13 protein-coding genes are annotated in these 23,022 nt (G+C 48.7%); 9 read left to right on the top strand and 4 right to left on the bottom strand.

The window, feature by feature from the left end; translation table 11 throughout:
- The first annotated feature begins 241 nt into the window (after positions 1-241).
- The 7 genes from NDI48_24180 (at position 242) to NDI48_24150 (ending at position 14,248) form a co-directional block, all read left to right on the top strand.
- Complete coding sequence (locus NDI48_24180) at positions 242-493, top strand: hypothetical protein (protein ID MEP0834269.1); 252 nt, start codon at positions 242-244, stop codon at positions 491-493.
- Positions 494-545: 52 nt separating this feature from the next.
- Entirely contained in the window at positions 546-2,531 is a 1,986-nt protein-coding gene (locus NDI48_24175; protein ID MEP0834268.1) for an adenylate/guanylate cyclase domain-containing protein, read from the top strand.
- Positions 2,532-2,994: 463 nt separating this feature from the next.
- Positions 2,995-8,226, top strand: a complete 5,232-nt coding sequence (locus NDI48_24170; protein MEP0834267.1) for a filamentous hemagglutinin N-terminal domain-containing protein — start codon at positions 2,995-2,997, stop codon at positions 8,224-8,226.
- 4 nt (positions 8,227-8,230) lie between these two features.
- The gene (locus NDI48_24165) at positions 8,231-10,948 is read left to right on the top strand and encodes a CHAT domain-containing protein (GenBank protein ID MEP0834266.1); all 2,718 of its coding nucleotides are present in this window, start codon (positions 8,231-8,233) and stop codon (positions 10,946-10,948) included.
- A 106-nt stretch (positions 10,949-11,054) separates the two neighbouring features.
- Positions 11,055-12,257 (top strand): transposase, encoded by a 1,203-nt coding sequence (locus tag NDI48_24160; protein ID MEP0834265.1) that lies wholly within the window; start codon positions 11,055-11,057, stop codon positions 12,255-12,257.
- 126 nt (positions 12,258-12,383) lie between these two features.
- Complete coding sequence (locus tag NDI48_24155; protein MEP0834264.1) at positions 12,384-12,953, top strand: pentapeptide repeat-containing protein; 570 nt, start codon at positions 12,384-12,386, stop codon at positions 12,951-12,953.
- Between the two features lie 449 nt (positions 12,954-13,402).
- Entirely contained in the window at positions 13,403-14,248 is an 846-nt protein-coding gene (locus tag NDI48_24150; GenBank protein ID MEP0834263.1) for a universal stress protein, read from the top strand.
- 239 nt (positions 14,249-14,487) lie between these two features.
- Here NDI48_24150 and psbM read toward each other — a convergent pair whose 3' ends face one another.
- From psbM to NDI48_24130, 4 genes are all read right to left on the bottom strand, one after another.
- Positions 14,488-14,604, bottom strand: a complete 117-nt coding sequence (psbM, locus tag NDI48_24145; GenBank protein MEP0834262.1) for a photosystem II reaction center protein PsbM — start codon at positions 14,602-14,604, stop codon at positions 14,488-14,490.
- A gap of 80 nt (positions 14,605-14,684) precedes the next feature.
- On the bottom strand, positions 14,685-14,987 hold the full coding sequence (locus NDI48_24140) for a (2Fe-2S)-binding protein (protein MEP0834261.1): 303 nt from the start codon (positions 14,985-14,987) through the stop codon (positions 14,685-14,687).
- A gap of 107 nt (positions 14,988-15,094) precedes the next feature.
- A complete protein-coding gene (locus NDI48_24135; protein ID MEP0834260.1) occupies positions 15,095-17,038 on the bottom strand; it encodes a TolC family protein in 1,944 nt (647 codons plus the stop codon).
- Positions 17,039-17,274: 236 nt separating this feature from the next.
- Positions 17,275-17,808: a PadR family transcriptional regulator gene (locus NDI48_24130; GenBank protein MEP0834259.1), complete on the bottom strand. Its 534-nt coding sequence runs from the start codon at positions 17,806-17,808 to the stop codon at positions 17,275-17,277.
- 332 nt (positions 17,809-18,140) lie between these two features.
- On the opposite strand from NDI48_24130, the gene NDI48_24125 reads away from it, so the two are divergent.
- Positions 18,141-19,697 (top strand): efflux RND transporter periplasmic adaptor subunit, encoded by a 1,557-nt coding sequence (locus NDI48_24125; protein MEP0834258.1) that lies wholly within the window; start codon positions 18,141-18,143, stop codon positions 19,695-19,697.
- Positions 19,698-19,791: 94 nt separating this feature from the next.
- Complete coding sequence (locus NDI48_24120; GenBank protein ID MEP0834257.1) at positions 19,792-22,974, top strand: efflux RND transporter permease subunit; 3,183 nt, start codon at positions 19,792-19,794, stop codon at positions 22,972-22,974.
- The last annotated feature ends 48 nt before the right edge of the window (positions 22,975-23,022 follow it).

Here is a 23,022-nt window from a genome sequence, read left to right as displayed (position 1 = left end):
TCAGCCTTTTGCCAGAATCTTCAGCAAGCTTGATGACTCTCTCACCAGGCATTTGGGGACGCCTCATTCAGTAGAGGAGTGGGAGAGTGAGGAGGGGGGATGGGTCAGTTATTTTTGTCTGGGTACACTAAAGGTGAGGGCTGTTGCGAAAGTTAATAAAAGTCAATCCTGATTAGGTTGCCACTCTTCACTCAATGGGGTAACACCCCCTATCCTAAAAATGTAATAATGTGGTCTAGATTTGACGATTTTGCCGTTTAGCTTGTTCTTGGACTGTAGCCAATCACACATCGATCACGATCAACGCCTTTTATTAAACCCTCATGCTCTAAACCTGACGGAGTCTGGGAGTTTTATCCCACTGAAAAAATGCCAGATTGATCTGGAGGTTAACGGGTACATCAAGCTTGAGCAGAAAAACCTCTATTCTCAAGGGCATTCATACTCCGTCGCTGCTGATGGCGCTGTTGATGGCGGGTTGCAGTGGCATTAGGTCAGGGCTATGAATGGGCTGCTGGGAATTTAGGACATCTATCATCTCATCTATGATCTTCCGCATTGCTCGAACGGTTGGTATCTCCAAACCCGATTGGGTCAGTATGGGCGCTGTAACCCTAATGCGTCGGGGCATGGTAGCGTCCTTCTCCATGATGGTCATCATAGCCGCCTTACTGGGAGTAAGGCATTTGGGTGGATTACAGCCCCTAGAACTCATTGCCTTTGACCATTTTGTACGTCTGCGGTCAAAACAAGCAGTACCCGACCCCCGCATTCTCCTAATCACAATTACAGAGAAAGATATCCGAGATCAGAAAAAGTGGCCGTTTTCCGACCAAGTGGTTGCACAATTGTTGCAGAAACTGCAAGCGATGCAACCAACTGTCATTGGTCTAGATTTGTATCGCGATATTCCCATCGAACCGGGTCACGATGAACTGGTTGCCCAACTCAAGCAACCCAATGTAATAGCGATTCAAAACATTGACAACGTCACGGGCACAACAGCACCACCCGAAGTTCCACCGGAGCAAGTTGGGTTTAATGACTTGCCGATTGACCCCGATAAAGTTGTTCGCCGCAATATATTATTTGCAGAAAACGAAAATGGTGCCCTATTTTCTTTTTCCCTACGTCTGGCTCTGGCCTATCTCGAACAGCAAGGAATTTCGCTGCAAGATAGCTCAAGCCATCCGGGTTTGCCTCAGTTGGGAAAGGCCGTATTTGGGCGATTAGAAAAAAATTCGGGTGGATACCAAACCATTGAAGCCGATGGCTATCAAATCTTACTGAACTACCGTTCAGCGAACAATATAGTCCAGCAAGTCTCTTTGAACGAAGTTTTGTCTGGGTCGCTCGATCCGAGTTGGGTGAAAGGCAAAATTGTAATCATTGGCTCAACAGCTCCCAGCCTCAAAGATAGGTTCCCCACTCCTTATAGCCCCGCCCTCCAAGAAAATCACAATATGCCTGGGGCTTTAGTACATAGCCAAATGGTTAGTCAACTGATTGATGCAGCGACGGGAGCTCGGCCTTTGTTTTGGTTCTGGTCAGAAGGGACAGAGATACTCTGGATTGTGGGTTGGAGTGTATTGGGGGGACTCTTGGGGCGGGTGACTTATCATCCTCTACGCTTGAGTATCTGCTCTGCTCTCGGTTTGGCGGCTTGCACATTCACCTGTTTTTATCTATTCACGAACGCTGGATGGGTGCCGTTAGCCGCTCCTGCATTAGGATTTGTCCTAACAGCCGGTACTGTGGTTAGCTATCGAGCCTATCAAGCTCAGCAAAAGCAAAAGATTGTGATGAAGCTGTTGGGGCAAAACACGTCACCGCAGATTGCACAAACGCTTTGGCAAGGACGCGATCGCCTTCTCAAGTCAGGCAAGTTACCGGGTATTCGCCTGACGGCAACCCTGATGTTTGCTGACATCAAAGACTTCAGCACGATCTCAGAAACCATGACCCCTGAAGAGTTGCTGGAGTGGTTAAATGAATTTCTGGCTGTTATTACCCAAGAAGTCATCCAGCGTCAGGGTATCATCAACAAGTTTACGGGTGATGGGGTGATGGCAGTATTTGGAGTGCCCACCTGTCGCCTAGATACTAGAGAGGTGGAAGAAGACGCTAGATCCGCCGTCGCTTGTGCCCTCGCCATTAACCATCGCCTTGAAGAGATGAACCAAAACTGGCAGCGTCAGGGCTTACCGATTATTCAAATGCGGATTGGGATTTTCTCTGGGCCGGTTGTTGCCGGGAGTTTGGGTGGTAAAGACCGTTTGGAATACGGCATCATCGGCGACAGCGTTAATATTGCCTCCCGTCTGGAAAGCTGTGAAAAACATCGCCAACCCACCAACTGTCGCATCCTGATTGGCTACGAAACCTTAGTTTATCTGCGAGAGATGTTTGAGGTGGAGTCCTGGGGATTGTTAGCTCTCAAAGGTAAACAGCAAATGGTTGACGTTTATCGAGTCGTGGGATTGAAGCGGAAAAAATCTTCGTCGGTTACGGTTCATGAAAGCCAATCTTGACACCGTTTTATATTTTTGGCTGCATCTTACCCGTGCAACACGACAATAAGTTCTCACCATTTTCTTATTAAAATGAATGTTTTTTTGTGCAATTATTTTTGTGGAGAAGTATTTACGGTTAATAATGATTTGCTCCATAACGCAGATTTTAAAGAACCACAGAGGCACAGAGGGCGCTGAGGGAAGAGAAAAAGGGAGTCATTCGTTTGAATGAAATTTGGCACATTTTATTAACAGTTGGGAGAAGTTTTCATAGTGCGGAATATTAGGAATAAAATTGTTAATTTGAGGTATTTCTAAATTAATCAAATCTAAAACTCTAGCTGCGTTTCAGTCATCCAGACTCCTGTGACAATTTATTTCTGGGAAGTCACCTAGAAATTTACGGATGCTAGCGTGAACTCAGGCGTGGGAGTGACGGATTTGACACTCTAGTGACATGGGGCGAGAGGGGAAAGTGGTGATGGCTAAAAGCTGGAAAGGTCGGGGCTGGTGGTTGAGTTTAGCGGTAGGGTTAACGATGGGTGAATCCATGACAGGGTTCAGTAATCGCACCTCAGCTCAGATAACTCCTGATACCACGCTAGGTACTGAAAGTTCAGTAATTTTACCTAACGCTAATGTCCAGGGGGTTCCGGTTGACCGGATTGAGGGTGGGGCAGTGCGGGGAGTTAACCTATTCCATAGCTTTTCAGACTTCAATGTTGGGGAGGGATTGCGAGTTTATTTTTCCAATCCATCCGGGATTGAAAACATTCTGACGCGCGTAACGGGCAATACTCTCTCGAACATTCTCGGAACTTTGGGGGTGGATGGGGGAGCTTCTCTATTTTTGCTCAATCCCAATGGCATTATCTTTGGACAAAATGCAAAGCTAGATATTGCAGGTTCGTTTGTGGCGAGTACGGCGAACGGTGTAGTGTTTGACAATGGATTTAGCTTCAGTGCCAAGAACCCAGAAGCACCCCCATTACTAACGATTAACGTTCCTTTGGGTTTGCAGTATGGCTCGAATCAACCGGGAACCATTACTAATAGGGGAAATCTGTTGGTTGGGCAGAATTTAGCTTTATTGGGAGGTTCGGTTACCAGTACGGGACAACTGGCAGCACCCACAGGGCAATTGACTGTAGAAGCTGTAGCCGGGGATACCCAGGTCAGGGATGTGACAGCGCAGACGGCAATACTCTTTGCTAATGACAATCTCATCTTAGAGGAGAGTCAGCTACGGACAACAGGGGACTTAAGGCTACTGGCGCAGGATACTGTGCGGGTGCGCGATAGTGTAGCCAATCCTTTTGTAGCAATGGCAGGGGGCAACCTCTACATACAAGGCAATAAAAGTATTGATATTCTGGCATTGAATCATCTTCAAACACCATTCCAGAGTGGCGGAAACCTTACCTTAGTCAGTGATGGGAATATCTCAGGAGATGCCCATTTTTCCAGTACTGGGAGTTTCCAAATTCTCAATTTATCAGGCAGTACCGGAAATTTTATCAGTCTCTATGACCCTATTATCAGGTCAAACCAAGATGTCACTTTTGGCAATTACACAGGTGCCGCACTCAAGGTAGAAGCCATGGGTAATATCCGTGGGGGAGACATCACTATTAACAGTCCAGACACTAGTGGTAATATTCCCACTACCGACCCAGATTTCACAACATTAACCACCACTCGTGCTCTGATTCTACGGGCTGGCTTAGCATCAGTGACTTCACCCAATGTTCCTCAACTCGGTGTAGGGGGAACCAACTTTACAATCTCTGGCTCGTCGTCCCTCCCTGGCGGAAGTATTCAGGTCGGAAACCTTAACACCTCATCTGTTACCAGTGACGGTGGTTCGATCATTTTGTCTGCTGTAGGCAACATTATGACAGGAAATATTAACTCCTCTTCTTCGGTTGGTAACGGAGGAAGTATTTCCCTTAACAGTACAGCAGGAATGATTGATACGTCGCAGGGGGCAGCATTTTTCACCACAGGATCGACGCCAAGTCCTGTGAATATACTCTCCTATTCTTCCGCGCCCAACAGAACTGGGGGGGCGATCGCATTTACCGCTTATGGCAATATTACTACTGCTGGGATGGGTTCGTTTGGAACGGGTGCTGGAACAAACGCAACCGCGAATGGAGGTAGTATTTTCCTCTCTAGTAGTCTAGGCAGCATTAATACTTCGAGAGGCCCTTTAATCTCCAATACGGGTTCGGGAAGCGCAGGGACAGTTATTTTTAATGCTTATGGCGATATTGTTACAGCAGATATTACTGCTACATCTCTTACAGGTAATGGAAATAGAATTTCCTTGACTAGCACATTAGGAGGAATAAACACGAGAGCTGGTTTTTTAAATACCAGTTCGGGCGATGGCAACGGAGCAGCGATCGAGGTTTCTGCTTTTGGTGACATCACGACAGGTCAGGTCTGGTCGTTCTCTAATTCTGCCGTTGCAGGAAAGGTTAGGCTCGACAGCAAGGCAGGGAGAATCGATACTTCAGGAGGTTCTATCCTCTCTGGAACTATTTCTGGAATTCCTGGCGATGTTATGCTTTCTGCTGAGCGCGACATTGTGACGGGTTCAACTATTACCACCGGGGGCACTATTGAGTTCACCAGCGGCGCTGCGATCAATACCCAGGCGGGCAAACTAGACGCCAGCTCTTTCGGCAATGGGGGAAGAATTACCCTCAACGCCAACGGCAACATTACGACTAGCCAGATTGACTCATCTTCAACCTTTGCTAATGGTGGACAAATTAACCTCATTAGTCGCGATGGGTCAATTAACACCAGTGCAGGCTCCATCACTTCTTTTGCAGATTACTCCGGTAAAGATGGCGGACAGATTACCCTGACTGCTCAGGGAGATATTACTCCAGGCGACATTGACTCCTCTGGGGGCTTTTTTGGGGCTGGCGGTGCGATTACCCTTACAAGTCATGGAAAGATTTCTGTCTCCAATCACTACATTTCCAGTGAGACTTACGGAACAGGGAAGGGGGGCGACATCAATATTACGGCTAGCTCCCTCAATCTACGGGATAAAGCTCTGCTGAGTTCCAGCACCTTCGGTTCGGGGCAAGCCGGAAATTTAACGATTTCCACGGGTCAGTTGACGGTTGAGAATGGAGCCAAACTAGGGGCGGTCACGGCAGGTGCGGGTCAAGGAGGAAATTTGACTGTTACTGCTTCCGACTTGGTGGAACTGAGTGGAACGGAAAGCGGCTTATTCACTACCAATCAAGCAGGGACTGGAAATGCCGGAGATCTAAAGATTGATACAAGACAGTTGATTGTTAGGGACGGGGCGGGAATCTATGCGTCTACTCGTGGTGCAGGCAATGCGGGGAACTTGCTCGTAAAGGCTTCAGACTCCGTGCAACTCATTGGTACTTCATCCGATGGTTATTCCAGTGGCTTGTTTAGCGAAAGCTTCGCTGGTGGCAATGCTGGAAACTTGACTATTGACACACAGCGATTGATTGTCCGGGATGGAGCCATCGCTTCCGTTGGTACTGAATCGACTAGCCAAGGTCGCGGTGGAAACTTAACCGTCAACGCCTTGGAATCTGTAGAACTCAGTGGTACCTCAACCAATGGTGATCTCTTCAGCTCCTTGATTACTGCCGCGAAAGGTTCCCAAGAGGCAGGAAACTTGGTCATTAATACCAGTCGATTGACTCTCCGAGACGGAGGATTGGTGTTAGCTTCAACCCTTGGCCCAGGTCGTGGCGGGGATTTAACCGTCAACGCCTCTGATGTGGTGGAAGTTTTGGGAACATCCGTCGATGATTTTCCAAGTGCCCTGTCCACCGATACGGGAGGAACGGGACAAGCTGGCGACTTAACCGTGAATACCAGACAATTAGTGATCCGCGATGGAGGCCGGGTAGGCGCTTCTACATTTAACAACGGGAATGCTGGAACATTGACGGTGAAAGCATCCGAGTGGGTAGAACTGAGTGGTACTTCTGGCAGGGGGCGTGCCAGTAGCTTGTCTACGTCGTCTGGGGTAGAAGGAATTCCAGACAATCCCTTAGTGAGGGACTCGGATCTTCAGCTAGACCCAACAGTAGCGACAGGTCGAGGGGGAGACTTGAAGATTACCACAGACCAGTTGATTGTTCGCGATCTCGCAGCCGTCACAGCGGCGACTTTCGGGCAAGGTACTGGCGGCAATATTCAAGTACAAGCTAACTCCCTCGCTTTGACAAATGGTGCACAAGTCTCGGCAGCGACTTCTGGAACTGGAAGGGCAGGAGATATCTCAGTCCAGGAGGCTGACACGATCGCCCTCAACAATAGCTCCATCTCTACCTCTGTCAACGCGGGTGCTGTGGGTCAGGGGGGTAAGATTGACCTCCAGACGCGATCACTGTCTTTAGACAACGGCGCACAAGTATCAGCGGCGACTTCTGGAAAAGGTCAAGCCGGTGATATTTCAGTGCGCGACGCTGACACTGTTTCCCTGACCAATAGCGCCATTTCCACGGCGGTGAATGCTGGTGCTGTGGGTGAAGGGGGTGATATCGATATCCAAACGCGATCACTGTCTGTACGCGATCAATCTCGCATCAGCGCCAATACCTCTGGAGAGGGGAAGGCAGGCAGTATCACAGTAACAGGAAATACTCTTGAAGCCACCAACGGCGGACAACTTCTCACCTCTACAGCTAGCGGCGAAGATGCCGGGAATATCAACCTGACCCTTCAGGATGACGTGAAGCTTACAGGAGAAGGCACGGGGATATTTGCCAACACCACCCCCGGTTCTACGGGCAACGGCGGCAGTATTTCGCTGGACGCCAGAACCCTCCTCCTGCGGGATGGTGCAGGTATCGCGGTCGGTAGCCAAGGTGCAGGACAAGGCGGCAATATCACAGCTCAATCCCACTCAACTACCCTGGATAATCGAGCCTTTATCTCAGCTAAAACGGCAAGCAATACAGGGGGCAACATTACTCTAGGCGTACAGGACATATTGCTGCTGCGTCGGGGCAGTGAAATCTCCACCACCGCAGGTACAGCACTCTCAGGGGGAGATGGCGGAAATATTACAATTTCCGCTGGCTTCATCCTAGGTATCCCTAAAGAAAATAGCGACATTACAGCTAATGCTTTTACAGGTCGAGGCGGCAATATCAACATCACCACTCAGGGTATCTTTGGACTGCAATTTCGCCCTCGCCTGACTCCCTTAAGTGATATCACCGCCAGTTCCGAGTTTGGTCTTAATGGTTCCGTGCAAATCATCACTCCAGGCGTTGACCCCAATCGAGGATTAGCGGAGTTGCCCACGGATTTGGTCGATGCGACAGGACTGATTGACCGCCGTTGCGTGCCTGGTGAAGGAACTGAGCAAAGCAGCAGCTTTACGATTACAGGTCGTGGCGGGTTACCCCCCAACCCCCATGAGGCACTGGGCGAAGAAGGTTTGTTAGAAGATTTAGGCACTCCAGTCGGGGTGAGTACTGGGAACCGCACAGGACAGCCGCGTCGTGCTTCTACATCACCCAGTTCTCCACCTCAGCAACTGGTGGAAGCTCAAGGATGGCTCATTGCTCCGGATGGGACTGTAATCCTCACGGCACAAGCCCCCACCGCTACACCTCAACATCCTTGGCGAACTCCCGCCTCCTGCCAAACCCTCTCCCACTCTAGCGACGCCCCCACCGCCAGCCCCCGTTAAGACTATGGCAAAAACACGGCCTTTACGTTTCAGGGGTCACCAACCCCAATTAAACCCGTTTCGTTTTGGGTGTGGACGATGGACACGTCTGGGTTGGTTCACCCATCTGTTACTCGCCTGCCTGACAACACTGCTGTGCCTGATCAGCCACCCTGTTTTGGCTCATTTCGCTCCTGGGATTTCATCACCAGTGGCAATTTCAGGGATTAGTTCCTCATCCTCATCTGACCTCGCGGCAGCACCCCAATGGCTGCAAGAAGGTCGGGACTACTACGAAGCCGGACAATATGCCGCCGCCGTCAAAGTCTGGCAACAAGCGGTTCCAGCTTTCCAGTCCCAGGGAGACTCCCTCAACCAAGCGATGGTCTTGAGTAATTTAGCCTTGGCCTATCAGGCTTTAGGGCAGTTACCTGAAGCGAAAAATGCGATCGCGGCTTCCTTGCAACTGCTCCAGTCACAACCCGATACACGAGAAAAACGTCGCATCCTTGCCCAAGCGTTAAATACCCACGGCAGTTTGCAAATGGCACAAGGACAAGCGCAACAAGCGCTCACCACCTTACAACAGGCATCTGATACCTATCGGCAAGTGGGTGATGAAGCGGGAGTCATCCGCAGCTTACTTAACCAAGCGCAAGTGCTTCGAGTCTTGGGGCTTTACCGTCGTGAACTCTCTACCCTCACCCAGGTCAATCAAACCCTACAAACGCAACCGGACTCTATCCTCAAAGTGGCAGGACTGCGTCACCTGGGCAACGCCCTACGCTTAATTGGCGATCTCAATGAATCTCGAAAAGTCCTACAGCAAAGCTTGGAAATCGCCGAAAAATTACCCTCACCGCCAGATAGATCCGCCGCCCTCCTCAGTTTAGGCAATACCGCCCGGACTCAGTTGCAAGCTGAAACCGCACTCCAGTTTTATCAACAAGCTGCCGCAATTAAAGGTTCTCATTTAACACAAATTCAATCTTTAGTCAATCAATTAAGTCTAATTGCAGAAGGGCGTCTGAAACAAGATATAGCCTCCCTCACCCAACCGCTATTGCGTCAAATTCAAGCACAACTAACGGACTTACCCCTGAGCCGCATTAGTGTGTATGCCCGAATTAATCTAGCTCACAGCCTTTTGAAGCTGGCACAAACAAGACCCAAACAAGACGAGAAAACTCCGGATTCACCCCTTGCGCTTGACAGCGCAAAAATCCGAGAGATTGCCCAAATGTTAGCGATCGCAATTGAGCAGGCATCGACGTTAGGAGACCAACAAGCCCAAGCCTATGCCCTCGGCAGTCTCGGTGAACTCTATGAGAAGACTCAGCAGTGGTCAGAGGCACAAAATCTCACTCAAAAAGCCCTCATCCTCACTCAATCGATCAATGCGCCAGAGATTTCTTATCGCTGGCAATGGCAACTCGGACGCTTGCTCAAAGTACAAGGCAATGAAGAAGGCGCGATCGCCGCTTACTCGGAAGCCATCAACACACTGCAATCGCTACGGAATGACCTCGTCGCGATTAACTCAGAAGTGCAGTTTTCCTTTCGAGAGGGAGTGGAACCCATCTATCGTGAGTTTGTCTCGTTACTCCTGCAAGGGGACAGCCAAAAGACCAGTCCAGAGCGCCTAGAGAAAGCTCGCAAGGTGATTGAGTCTTTACAATTAGCTGAACTGGATAACTTCTTCCGTGCCGCCTGTTTGACTACAAAACCCGTTCAAATTGACGCTATTGACCAAAAAGCCGCCGTAATTTACCCAATCATTCTGCCAGATCGTTTAGAAATTATCCTGAGTCTCCCTCAGCAGCCCTTGCGCCACTATGCGACACCTCTTCCTCAAGAGCAAATTGAAAGTACTCTCAGGAAGCTACGTCAAGAGCTAATAGCCCCGATGGGTCGGACTTTTTTACCCCCATCTCAGCAGGTGTATGACTGGTTAATCCGACCCCTTGAAACCGATTTAGCGCAAAGTCAACTCAAAACTCTAGTTTTTGTGCTAGATGGCTCCCTGCGGAATATTCCCATGGCGACTCTCCACGACGGGAAGCAGTACTTGATGGAAAAATATGCCATTGCTCTGACTCCAGGATTAGAACTCCTGGAATCCCAACCTTTGACACGGGGCCAGCTCAAAGTTTTGACGGCTGGACTCTCGGAGGCTCGTCAGGGATTTTCTGCCCTCCCGGCGGTGGAAGTGGAACTCAATCAAATTTTGTCTGAGGTATCGGGTGAAAAACTGTTTAATCAGGAGTTCACCAAGACCAAGATTCAAAACGCGATCGAGGCAATTCCTTTCCCTGTGGTACATTTAGCCACTCATGGTCAGTTCAGTTCCCAGGCGGAGGAGACGTTTATTCTGACTTGGGACGACCGGATTAATGTGAATGAATTAAATAACTTCTTGCAAAAAACAGACCAGCGGCGAGGGATTCCTATTGAATTGCTGGTTTTGAGTGCCTGCCAAACGGCCAAAGGGGACAACAGAGCCGCTTTAGGAATTGCTGGCGTCGCTGTGCGAGCGGGAGCACGTAGCACACTGGCCACCTTATGGTCGGTCAATGATGACGCAACCTCTGCACTGATGAGACAGTTCTATCAGGAGTTAGCCAAGCCCTCCGTGACCAAAGCGGAAGCCATCCGTCGCGCCCAACAATCCATCCTGCAAGACCCCAACTGGCAGCACCCCTATTACTGGGCACCTTATGTATTAGTGGGAAATTGGCTTTAACTCAGTGCGGGTGGCGGAGGAAAACGCAGGCACGGAGTTTTCCAAGTCTCTTCTCATCTCTCATCTTAGTGAAAAGCTATATAATAGTAAGAGGAGGTTGGGGAAAGTGCTGCATAAAGTCGTCAAGGTTCCGTTATATCCAACAAGCCAACAGGTTGTACTATTAGCGAAATCTTTTGGTTGTGCACGTTGGTGGTGGAATTTTGCACTGAATAAATCCATTGAAACTTACAAAGAAACAGGTAAGGGATTAAGCCAGTCAGCACTCAATGCACTTTTACCTCAGCTCAAGAAAGAGGAGGAAACCCTGTGGTTAGGTGAATGCTATAGCCAAGTTTTACAGGCGGTGACACTCAACCTAACAACGGCTTACAGAAACTTCTTTGAAGGTAGAGCCATGTTTCCCCGATTCAAGTCAAAGCACGGCAAGCAGTCAATTCAATTCCCTCAAGGAGTAAAGGTAAAAGGCGATATCATCCAATTGCCAAAGATTGGAAACCTAAAAGCCAAAATTCATCGTCCAGTTGAAGGGAAAATTAAGACGGTGACCGTAAGTCTTGCTCCATCAGGAAAATACTTTGCCTCTATCCTCACGGAAGTTGAGGGAGAATTACCCAAGACTTCTACAGATGGCAGGGTCGTTGGCATAGATTTAGGATTAACACATTTTGCAATTGTCAGTGATGGCAGCAAGGTATCCAAATACGATAATCCCAGACATTTAGCTAAACACGAGAAAAACCTCAAGCGTAAGCAGCAGAAGTTATCTAGAAAGCAAAAAGGGAGTAATTCACGCAACAAGTACAGAAAGAACGTAGCTAAGATACACGAACGGGTCTTCTATTCAAGGCAGGATTTTCTACATAAGCTTACGCGCAAGCTCGTCAATGAAAACCAAGTTGTCGTAGTAGAGAATCTTCATGTTAAAGGCATGGTTCGTAATCACAGCTTAGCGAAAGCAATATCTGATGCAGGATGGGGTATTTTTACCAACTTTTTAGCCTATAAGCAAGAGTTGAAAGGCGGAAAGCTGGTAGAGATTGACCGATGGTTCCCCAGTTCAAAGCTCTGCTCTAATTGCTATTACCAGATTGATGAGTTGCCACTTGATGCTAGAGAGTGGACTTGTCCTCACTGTGGCACCCATCATGACCGAGATGGTAATGCAGCAACGAATATTAGAGCAGAAGGTATCAGAATGCTTAAGGCGGATGGAACAGCCGTCTCTGCTGTAGGAGGGGAAGTAAGACCAAAGCTTGGGCGTAAGTCTAAGTTGCGGCATTCCCTCGTGAGTACAGAAACTGCCTGAGCCGTAAGGCACTGGCAGTAGTTCATCTCAACCTTCTGATAGATGAATGAAAAAATTAATTGACAGATAACAACAGAGAGTTCTGAGCTGGATCGGGACGAGTTGCCGGCTTGTGAGGGGTGTATTTTGGATAAAAACATTATAGTTACTTGCCAGCTTTTAGAGCGTTATGCGGCTGGAGAAAAGAATTTTTGTAAAGCCGATTTGAGGGCTACTCATCTATATCGTGCCAACCTGAAAAGCGTGAAGCTAATGTTTTCTAATTTGGCTGGAATCCAACTGTCATATGGCCATCTGGAGGCTGCTAATTTGTGCTGTGCCACGCTTGAAGAAACACAATTGGCTTTTGCTAATCTCCAAGATGCCGACTTGTGGGGGGCTAATCTGGAGGGCGCTGATTTAACGGGTGCTGATTTGTCACGAGGAAAAATCACTTGTGCTAATCTCAAAAATGCCATTCTCAACGGAACAAATCTCAAAGATGCCGACTTGAGGGGAGCTAATCTAAGTGGTGCCAGCCTCAAGGGAGCCTGCTTGAAGGGAGCTTCTCTGGGGGGTGCCATCGTGGAAAAGGCTGTTTTTCAAGATATCCTTGGACTGTCTGAACCCACTAAATTTGAGCTTTGCCAGTTAGGGGCAATTGTTGAATACTCGTCTGACTCACGGACGGTTTTCTGTGTTGGCAGACCCAACTAAGCTCTTTTACATCTTCCATACAAATGACTTGGCGACAACGATAGGACAACAAGCACTTGCTTGAATTGTCGGCAAATATAATTTGACTTGCTTCTGTCTCAGGATAGATGAGTAAATATACTTAAGAATTCATAAAGGTTTGTTCATCTTAGCCAGTCTCAAGCTGCACCGGGGAACATCAGCAATCCTTATCAATCAAATACCGGAAAAACTTCTCTCATATCGATAAGCTGTTCGTAAGGCACCGACAGTAGTTCATGTAATAAATTGTCAAATTTTGATAGCGACATCAAAAGTATCCTTATTCTTGGAAGGCTGACCACCACTTACCCTAACAGGACTCACGAATTTCAACGGGGGACTGAAGCTATGGGAGCTTGCGCTCCTGTGGTTAACTGTGTCAGTCCTTATTTAATAACGAAACAATTACTTGATGAAGAGGCACTTCCATGATTCAAAAAGTTTTAGTTGCTGTAGCCGGTCGGGGACTGTGTGAAGAGATGCTTAACATGTTGCTGGAAATCCCCGCTCTGCAACAGGTCGCCGTTACTGTTCTGCACGTTGTGCCTCCCCAAATCACAGCCGATGCTATGTCCGCTAAGTTGGAGGAGGGAGGCAAGATTTTAGCCCAAGCTGTCAAGTCTATCAAATTAGACGCTAGCCAAATTTCAGCCCGACTCAAACAGGGAGAACCCAAAGACGTAGTTCTTCAAGTTGCCGAGGAAGAAGACTCTGACCTAATTATTATGGGTTCGCGAGGGCTGAAGCGCTTAGAAGCGATATTGGAAAACTCAGTCAGTCAATACGTTTTCCAATTGTCTCCCCGTCCCATGTTGCTGGTCAAAGACGACGCCTACGTCAAGCAAATTAGGCGCATCATGGTGGCGATGGATAAATCCGATTCAGCCCAACAAAGCTTGAAATTAGCTCTATCATTCTTACAAAATATTAACGGTAGTGAACTATTTTTAGTCCATATCAACCCTGATAAGCGTAAAGCCGGTGAAAGCGTTTCTCAAGCAGAAAACGACCCAGTTCTAGCATCAGCAGTAGCAGAGGCGAAACGGCGGGGTGTAGCTTACCGTTGTATTAACACGAGTGGTAAGGCAGGGGAAGAGATTTGCCGATTAGCCGATGAAAAGAATATTGACTTGTTAATTCTTGGTTCTCCCGATCGCCGTCCCTCTATTGCTAAAACTTTACCCGATTTAGATCGATTACTAGGGGGTTCGTTATCTGACTATGTCCGAGTTTATGCTAACTGTCCGGTGTTATTATCGCGTACTGTTGGTTGAACTCTAAGTTTGTCTTTTTGAGAATCAGTATTCCTGGCTTCAAGGGTGAATAAAACCTAGTTGCCTTTTGTTACAGCCGAGTCGGGACTCAAGGGGTAGGACTTTTTCTCTTGGCTCCTGACTTTCGTGTCTCTCAGCCTATTCAGGACAAAATAGCACTTTTGCCCAAAACATGACCGCAGAAAGAAAACCCCCGCCTTACTTAAAGCAGAGGCAGGGGATTTTGTTGACTACAGATTCTATGAATTGTTATTGCCTTCGCGGCTAGCTGTTTGGATGTACAGAACCAACAGGAAAACCGTAGGAACCAGCACAAATAGAATGCTGGCGATAAACCCTAATTCATTAACTTGCATTGAACCAGTGCCTCTAATTTGCTATTGTTTTAACCCGCTTTCTTTAGGATATCACCAACCCTCTTCTGCAAGTTATCGATTCAGTTTGAGGGTTTGGTTTTCACGCATACCGCTCCATTGACCAAGGCTTGACAGGCTAACCGATAAGTGTCAGGCTTTTTTTTAAGCTTGCGCTTTTCTACGTCAGTTCGAGGGGAAAGATTCTCTAGACCTTCGGTCACCTCAACAATACAAGTGCCACATTGACCGTAACCCCCACAATTCATCATCTTTCCCATGAAGGAGTAGAGGTCAATGCCGTTCTGTATTGCTTTCTCTCTTAAATTAGCTCCATCCGCCGCAATTACTTCCTGTCCTTCTTTGACAAATTTGATATTACCCATCAATCCTCCTGACTCTCGCCTTACCCCTATCTTATTAAGAAATATTAATAAAATCTGAGATTTCAGAAAAGTTGTAGGCTTTTCTGCGGGAGTGGTCGGACTTACGGCTAGGGTAAGTTAGACAAATTGCTATTTGGCAGATTACTGGTTGCCCGTTGCAGAGCGGCTAACGCCCGATTATACTCCAGAATGGCGCTGAGCTGATTGAATCGAGCACGAGTGAGAGCGGTTTGCTGATTGAGGACATCTGTTTGGGTGCCAACCCCCGCCTGAAATCGTAACCGTGCCAACCGCAAGCTTTCTTCGGCTCGTTGCAGGGCAATCGTCGCCGTTTCAATATTTTGGGCGTTAGCATTCAAGTTGAAAAAGGCTTGTTCTACCTCAAGGCGTACTTGGTTACGCTGGTCAGCAAAACGAGTTTCCGCGATCGCAATATTCCTTCCAGCCTGTTCCGCTCTGGAGCGAGCCGCACCACCATCGAAAAAATTCCACCGTAGCGTTGCCCCCAGAGAGAGGCCGCCTGCCGGACCTTGGTCATCGCTCAAAATCCCCAGCACATTGTAACTAGCCGACAAACCGGCTTGAGGTCTGATGGAAGCCAGAGCAATGCGCCGTTGCTGCTCACCGATATCACGTTGAACGAGCTGCTGTTCCAACTCGGCTCTGTTTTTATAAGCCAAAACAATACTCTGCTCCAGAGATAAAGGCCATTGTCCAGCCACTGCAATCGGGTCGGCGGCGGCCAAATCAGCCGTCTGTGGCACACTTAACAACTGAGCAATTTGGCGTCGGCTGACTCGTTGCTGACTCAGGGCACGAGTCAAATCTTGTTGGGAACTTGCCAAATCCACCTCGGCCTGCAATACATCAAATTGAGTCCCCAACCCAGCTTGTTCCAACAACTGAGCATCTCGTAAACTCTGGGAGGCAGCCCGCACGGCGTCTTGGAAAATGTCTACTTGAGCGTCGGCTTCTTGCACCGCATAGTAGGAATTGGTGACATCCAGTCGCAATTGTTCGGCAATGCGCTCCACCTCTAGCTGTTGCAATCGTACCTGTTGCTCGGCTTGCCGAATTTGTGCCGGACGAAGCCCAGCGGTGAACAAGTCATAATTGGCTTGCAGCGCTCCATTGAAAGTTTGGCTGATTATACGACTAGGAGTGAACAAGGGATTGTCGGCTGATGCCGAATTCCGCAGTCTCTGCCCCGCAGACTCGTCACGAGAGAACGTTGCAGTGACTCCCAATGTCGGAAACTCAGCCGCGAGAGCTTCTTGTAAAGCAGACTGATTCCGTTCTAAGGTTAGCTTGGCAGCCTCAAGAGTCCGATTATTCCGCTGCGCCAGTTCCAGTGCCTGTTGTAAGGTAATAGGCTGGGCGTTTGTAATCTGAACTTCCTGGCTTTGAGTGGGAAACAGTAAGGGGTCGGGGCTGGGGTTGAGAGACTCTGGCGCTGGGGTGCTCTGATTGGAACGAGGCGACTGAGCCAAAGCCCCTCCCTCAGATCTCTGCTCTGGGGCTGGCTGCTGTGACACAGAACGCTCGGACACGGAAATTTCTCTAGGACGGCTCTGTGCATTACCCACCCTCCCGCTCCCAGCCGGTGGCTCAGGCGTTAGCGTTAGCATCGCGGCGTCTAGCCCACGAACAGGCTGGAAGGAACCTGTTTCACCACGCCTGTTCTGATTAGAGTTCTGGCTCTCTCTGTCTGTGGGTTTCCCCCTATTCACCTTACGCACAGGATTAACAACCCGTTTCGGTGTCTCAGCCTGCAATGCCAAGGTGACAGAAGTCGTAGAAGGGGGTACTCCAGGTAAAGCGTTGGACTCCTTTGCGTCCTCTTCCTTGCCTGCGTCTTCTTTCCCTGCCAAAACAGAGGTGAGAAGATGCTCGTGTGCCAAGGCTGCTGCCGGCTCTGAGTCTCCCTTCTCAGCTAGTTTACGGCCTAGACCTTGGAGTAATAGTAACTCTTGGGAAGCACCAGGCTCTACTACGCTTAGAGCGATTGCAGCTCCTAAACCGACAGCCACGAAATGAGGAAAAGTTGGCATATGTTTTGAAATCTGACCTTTAGTCTTCAACAAACTGCTTTTCTTGAGCAATTTACCAGTCCTTCGCACAATAATCGCTTGTCTGAAGGTTAGGCAAACGAAGAGATGGGCTGACTTTGAGTAAAGGAATTGCGAGATTGTCTCACAATCAGTAGACACGCCACGATACTGCTAAATTATTTAATTTTTTGGTTCACTATTGATGAACTGTAAAAGAAAATTGTCTAAATTTTTACCTAAGGCTGACTCTGGGCGAATTGTTTTTGCTCTTGAGTGAGTTGTTCACGCAGCCATTCAATCTCCGCTCGATGTACGCCGAAGCAATGGTACAAAAGACTTTTTTGGTAGGGGTCGGTGACTGATAGCTGCTCAAGCTCAAGACTTTCTAGACGCAACTGACAAACGTGCAAACGATGCTCTAGTAGCTTAATCCGTTCTACCCGTTCCAGGTTGCCGAAGAAGAAAAACTTGATGAAAAAGCGAGAGCGGCTATTGACCCAGCTTTCATGGGGATGTTCCATCATTTTTTCATGCCAGCGCTGACGCCCAGAAGCCGTGATACAGTAAGTTTTCCGATTGGGGCCTGCGTCTGTTTGGTCAATCGCCAAGGTCGTAATTTCCCCTCGTTCCTCTAGACGCTTGAGTAAGGGATAAATCGCTCCATAATTTACGCTAATGCTACTGCTCATAAAGAGTTCTAGCTGCTGCTTTAATCGGTATCCGTGCAAGGGTTCGCTCTGGAGAAGACCTAACGTTGCGAGTTCGAGCATTTCTTTAATATATTTTCTCTCTTATCTATACCAGACTGATATACTAAGCAGAAATATGCGTGTCTAGTTTACATCGCCCTTCTGAGAATCTCTAAAAAGTCGCTATATATCATACCAGTCCAGCCATGTCAATGACTCCAGTCAGTGTACCGCTTTCTGGCCAGTCACTCATGGAAAATGCATCTACTCGGCTGACTCCCAATGGCATCAAGTCGTGGTAGACCATCTCCAACCCCTGGGACACCTCAAGGAATCTCAGTGAAACGGCAACTGGTGAAACCCAATACTTAAGGCCGCATCGGCCGAATGAGTCATAAGGAGAGAAAACGAAGATGAGTGAACCTGAATCCCGTAAGTATTCAGTTCCAGCACAGATTGAACAGACTGTGATGACTGACGCTAATGAGGCTGATGAAGACGAGTCTTTGTGGAAGGAGCGGGTTCACCCACGTTCAAAAAAGCGTTGGCCAATGGTCGTGGGGGCTATCGTTCTACTTTTGGGAGGCGGTTTGGGTTGGCATTGGTGGCAAACGAGCCATGCCAAGAAGGCACCAGAGGCTCCAGCAGCAGGAGCGGGTCAACCTCAAGGAATTCCCGTTAAGCTAGCAACGGTAGAGACAGTAAGCGTCCCAGAAACTGATGAATTTCCCAGTCGCCTAAAAGCGCCTCGTGGCGTGGACATCAAGCCTGAGACGGAGGGGCGAATCAGTGAAATTTTGGTTCGGGATGGCGAAAAGGTGCAGCAAGGGCAAGTACTCATTCGCTTAAGCAGTGATGACGCCGATGCGGCTAGGATGCAAGCCAAAGCAAATCTTGATCGCGCTCAAGCTCGTCTTGCTGAACTAGAAGCTGGTAGTCGTCCCGAAGAAATTGCGCTTGCCGAAGCCCGGTTAAATCAAGCCGAAGCTCGCCTCGCCAACGCCAAAGCTGGGGCGAGTCCTGAGGAAATTGCTCAGGCTCAAGCTCAAGTGGAAGCCGCGAAAGCCGGGGCTGATCTGGCAAAATCACGGGTGAGTCGATATCAGACCTTAAGACAACAAGGCGCTATTTCTCAAGATGTGTTAGAAGGCTACATCAAAGAGGAGCGCAGTGCCACAGCCCAGCAGCAAGAAGCCGAACGACGGCTAGAGGCACTGCGAAAGGGTAGGAGTTCTGATATTGATCAACTAACAGCAGCCGCTGAACAAGAGCGGCAATCCTTACAACAACTGAAGAATGGCCCCCGCAAAGAAGAGATTGCTCAGGCGCGATCGCAAGTTTCTGAGGCAGCCGCTCAAGTCCGCTCAACGGAAGTCAAGCTGCAAGATACGAAGATTGTCGCCCCCATCAGTGGCATTGTCGGAAATATCCCAGTCAAGATAGGAGACTTTCTGAGCAAAGGGGATACGCTCACCACTGTCACCCAAAACCAAACCTTAGACGTAGAGTTGTCTATCCCCATCGTGCGGGGACCCGACTTGCGCTTGGATCAGAGAGTAGAGGGAACAGATGGCAAAGGGAATGTAATCGGTACAGGTAGAATCAGTTTCATTTCTCCTCAAGTCAGTAGCAATTCTCAACTCATCCTGGCAAAGGCTAGCTTTGACAACTCACAAGGACAACTGCGCGATGGAGAATCTGTCACAGCCAAAGTGATCTGGAATACCCGTCCTAGAATTTTAATTCCAACGACAGCCGTGGTTCCCTTGGCAGGAAAAGATTTTGTCTATGTTGCTCAAACGCAGGGGCAATCTAAACTCATCGCTCGCCAAAAGCCCGTGAAGTTGGACAGAGCCAAAATGCAGGGGAATAATTACCCAGTTATCGAAGGATTGCAGCCTGGAGAAAAAATTATCGTTTCAGGCACCCAAAATCTGTCGGATGGCGCTCCCATTATCCCTCAGTCGTAGCACTACGGACTAGAGACTGGGGACTAGACATTAGATAAGTCTTACCCTCGACGCCCGACGCCCTAACTCCGACGCCCGACGCCCTAAAAAACCTATGTTTGCTGACTTCTTTATCAAGCGACCTGTCTTCGCGACAGTCTGCTCCTTGCTTATCCTTCTCGTGGGAGCTATCAGTATTCCCACACTAGCAGTCGCCCAGTACCCGGATATTAGCCCGACGCAAATTAACGTTTCTGCTAACTATGGTGGAGCCAATGCTGAAACCGTGGAAAACGCGGTTACGACCCTTTTAGAAAGGCAAATCAACGGGGTCGAGGGCATGAAGTACATGACTTCGAGTAGCAGTAATGATGGCACCAGTACAATTACAGTCACATTTGATGCGTCGCGGAACAAAGATATCGCTGCTGTCGATGTGCAAAACCGCGTCTCCGTCGCCCAACCGCAGCTACCACAAGCGGTGCAGCAAACAGGAGTCAGGGTTACAAAGCAGTCAACCAGCCTGCTCTTAGCAATCGGTCTGTATGCACAAAATAAGGAATACGACAACGTATTTTTAAGCAACTACGCTGACCTCTACCTGACAGATGCCCTGAAACGATTGAAGGGTGTGGGTGATGTGCGTATTTTTGGTGAGCGTAAATATTCGATGCGCCTGTGGCTCGACCCCAATCGACTCGCCAGTCGAGGACTCGCGTCTAAGGATGTAGTTAATGCTCTCAGAGAACAGAACTTACAGGTAGGCGCTGGGGGAATCGGTCAGCAGCCAGCCCCAGACGGGCAAATGTATCAAATTGACCTGCGTGCCATCAGCCGACTCGCTGACGCCTCGGAATTTGAGGACATTGTCCTTAAAACAGATACTAATGGCGGTCTCGTCAAGCTGAAAGATGTAGGTCGAGCTGAACTTGGGGCAGAAAACTATAGCTCGTTCCTGCGATTTAGGGGTAACGATGCGGTCGGTTTGGGGGTTTATCAACTTCCCGGTAGCAATGCCTTGGATGTTGCCAGGGAAGTCAAAGCCGAAATGAAGCGACTTGCTCCGACTTTTCCGCCTGGACTGAAATATCAGGTAGCGCTGGACACTACGCTGTATGTGCAACAGTCCCTTAACGAAGTGGTCAAGACGCTGTTTGAAGCGGTTGTGCTGGTTATCTTGGTGATTTTCATTTTCTTGCAGGACTGGCGAACCACCCTGATTCCAGCGATCACTATCCCGATTTCCTTGATTGGTACTTTTGCCTTTATCAAGGTTTTCGGGTTTTCAATCAACAGCTTGTCCCTGTTTGGTCTGACTTTAGCAACTGGGTTGGTGGTCGATGACGCGATCATCGTGGTCGAGAATATCGCTCGCTTGATTCAAGATAAGGGCATGAATCCCCGTCAAGCGGCCTCTGAGAGTATGGAAGAACTGTTGGGGGCAGTGATTGCGACTTCACTCGTACTCATGGCTGTGTTTATCCCAGTCGCCTTCTTCCCAGGAACTACCGGAAAGCTATATCAACAATTTGCGCTGACAATCGCTTTCTCAGTTGCGCTTTCTACCTTTAATGCCGTTACCCTCACACCTGCCCTCTGTGCCCTTCTGCTGCGTCAGGATCAAAAACCAAGCGGCTGGGTTGGCTGGATTTTCGATCGGATTAATGGAGCCATTGACTGGACGCGCAACGGGTATAAGCGATCGCTAAACACCCTGTCACGCATGAAAGGAATCGTGGTTGGGCTGTTTATTCTGTCCTTAGGGCTGACAGGCTGGCTTTATTTGAGCGTTCCCCAGGCATTTCTCCCTGAAGAAGACCAAGGCTATTTCATCACAATTGTGCAAGGGCCAGAAGGAGTTTCGCTCAACTATACCGCCGATGTCATGAACAGGGTGGAACAAGAAATCCTGAAAGTTCCGGAAGTGGTAGGAACTTTTGTAGTGGGCGGCTTTAGTTTTAGTGGAAATAGTGCCAACCAGGGTTTGATTTTTACAACCCTCAAGCCTTGGGAGGAGCGTCACAGCGAAGAACAGTCAGTAAAGGCGATTATTGGTAAGCTGGCGGGAGCTTTAGGCGGAATGCCAGAAGCAAGAATATTGCCCGTTAATCCTCCTGCGATTCAGGGTTTAGGCAGTTTTGGTGGTTTCCAATTTGAGCTGCAAGACCGAAAGGGCAACGAAAGTTTAGCTCCTCTACTTGAAGCTATGGGTGGGATGATTGGGCAAGCCAATCAACCGGGTATCGGCTTGCAACGTGTGTTTAGTACTTTTGCCGCAAACACACCTCAGTTACTCATCGAAGTAGACCGTGACAAAGCTAAGGCGCTCGGCGTCTCTATAGACGATATCTTCAGTACGTTGCAGACGTTGTTAGGTTCGCAATATGTGAACGACTTCAATTTGCAACAACGAACTTATCGGGTGTACGTTCAGGCAGATAAGCAGTTTCGCTCCAATCCTAGCGATATTGGTCAACTTTACGTTCGTTCTCAACAAGATCAGATGATTCCCCTGAGCAATCTGGTGAAGATCACACCAACCACAGGGGCACAAACGATTAATCACTACAACTTATTCCGCGCCATTGAAATTACGGGTTCAGCCGCTCCTGGCTTTAGCTCCGGGCAGGCAATCAAAGCAATGGAGGACGTAGCTAAGAAAGTTTTGCCTGCTGGTTTAGGCTACGAATGGTCAGGTACTTCAGCAGAAGAGCTAGCCGCTGGCGGTCAAGCACCGATCATTTTTGGTCTGGGAATTGTGTTTGTGTTCTTGGTGCTGGCAGCTCAGTATGAGAGCTACATTGACCCCTTAATTATTCTTCTGTCAGTCCCTTTGGCAATCTTCGGTGCCCTTTCAGCTCAGTCGCTGCGGGGTTTAGCTAATGATGTCTACTGTCAAATCGGTCTGGTGATGCTGATTGGTTTAGCGAGTAAGAACGCGATTCTGATTGTGGAATTTGCTAACCAACTGCGAGAAAGGGGTATGACCATTACCAAGGCGGCGGTTGAAGCCTCTCAAGAGCGTTTGCGACCCATTTTAATGACTTCCTTGGCTTTTGTTCTGGGTATTACCCCCTTGGTCAATCCTGAAGGAGCAGGAGCAGCATCGCGACGCTCTCTGGGTACGGCGCTTACGGGAGGGATGATTGTTTCCACGCTCTTAAGTTTGTTTATCGTGCCAGTCCTGTATATCGTGATTAATCTGATGAGCGATCGCTTGAAGGGTCGTGGTAAGCCTAAGGAGACGAAGAAACCCACTCCCCGTGTTGAGGTCACCACGTCTTCGAGTAGCCATTGAATCGGATCAATCCGAGGAATAGATGGTACCTAACCCCTGAAGTTTTAA

The organism is Microcoleus sp. AS-A8 (assembly GCA_039962225.1).
In the GTDB taxonomy this organism is placed as follows: domain Bacteria; phylum Cyanobacteriota; class Cyanobacteriia; order Cyanobacteriales; family Coleofasciculaceae; genus Allocoleopsis.
This window is presented reverse-complemented; position numbering and strand designations above follow the sequence as displayed.

What these genes read in the sequence shown, in the direction of transcription:
- NDI48_24120 (MEP0834257.1), top strand. Translation starts at nt 19,792, where the DNA reads ATGTTTGCTGACTTCTTTATCAAGCGACCTGTCTTCGCGACAGTCTGC.
- NDI48_24170 (MEP0834267.1), top strand. Translation starts at nt 2,995, where the DNA reads ATGGCTAAAAGCTGGAAAGGTCGGGGCTGGTGGTTGAGTTTAGCGGTA.
- psbM (MEP0834262.1), bottom strand. Translation starts at nt 14,604, where the DNA reads ATGCAAGTTAATGAATTAGGGTTTATCGCCAGCATTCTATTTGTGCTG.
- NDI48_24125 (MEP0834258.1), top strand. Translation starts at nt 18,141, where the DNA reads ATGAGTGAACCTGAATCCCGTAAGTATTCAGTTCCAGCACAGATTGAA.
- NDI48_24150 (MEP0834263.1), top strand. Translation starts at nt 13,403, where the DNA reads ATGATTCAAAAAGTTTTAGTTGCTGTAGCCGGTCGGGGACTGTGTGAA.
- NDI48_24140 (MEP0834261.1), bottom strand. Translation starts at nt 14,987, where the DNA reads ATGGGTAATATCAAATTTGTCAAAGAAGGACAGGAAGTAATTGCGGCG.
- NDI48_24135 (MEP0834260.1), bottom strand. Translation starts at nt 17,038, where the DNA reads ATGCCAACTTTTCCTCATTTCGTGGCTGTCGGTTTAGGAGCTGCAATC.
- NDI48_24165 (MEP0834266.1), top strand. Translation starts at nt 8,231, where the DNA reads ATGGCAAAAACACGGCCTTTACGTTTCAGGGGTCACCAACCCCAATTA.
- NDI48_24130 (MEP0834259.1), bottom strand. Translation starts at nt 17,808, where the DNA reads ATGCTCGAACTCGCAACGTTAGGTCTTCTCCAGAGCGAACCCTTGCAC.
- NDI48_24175 (MEP0834268.1), top strand. Translation starts at nt 546, where the DNA reads ATGATCTTCCGCATTGCTCGAACGGTTGGTATCTCCAAACCCGATTGG.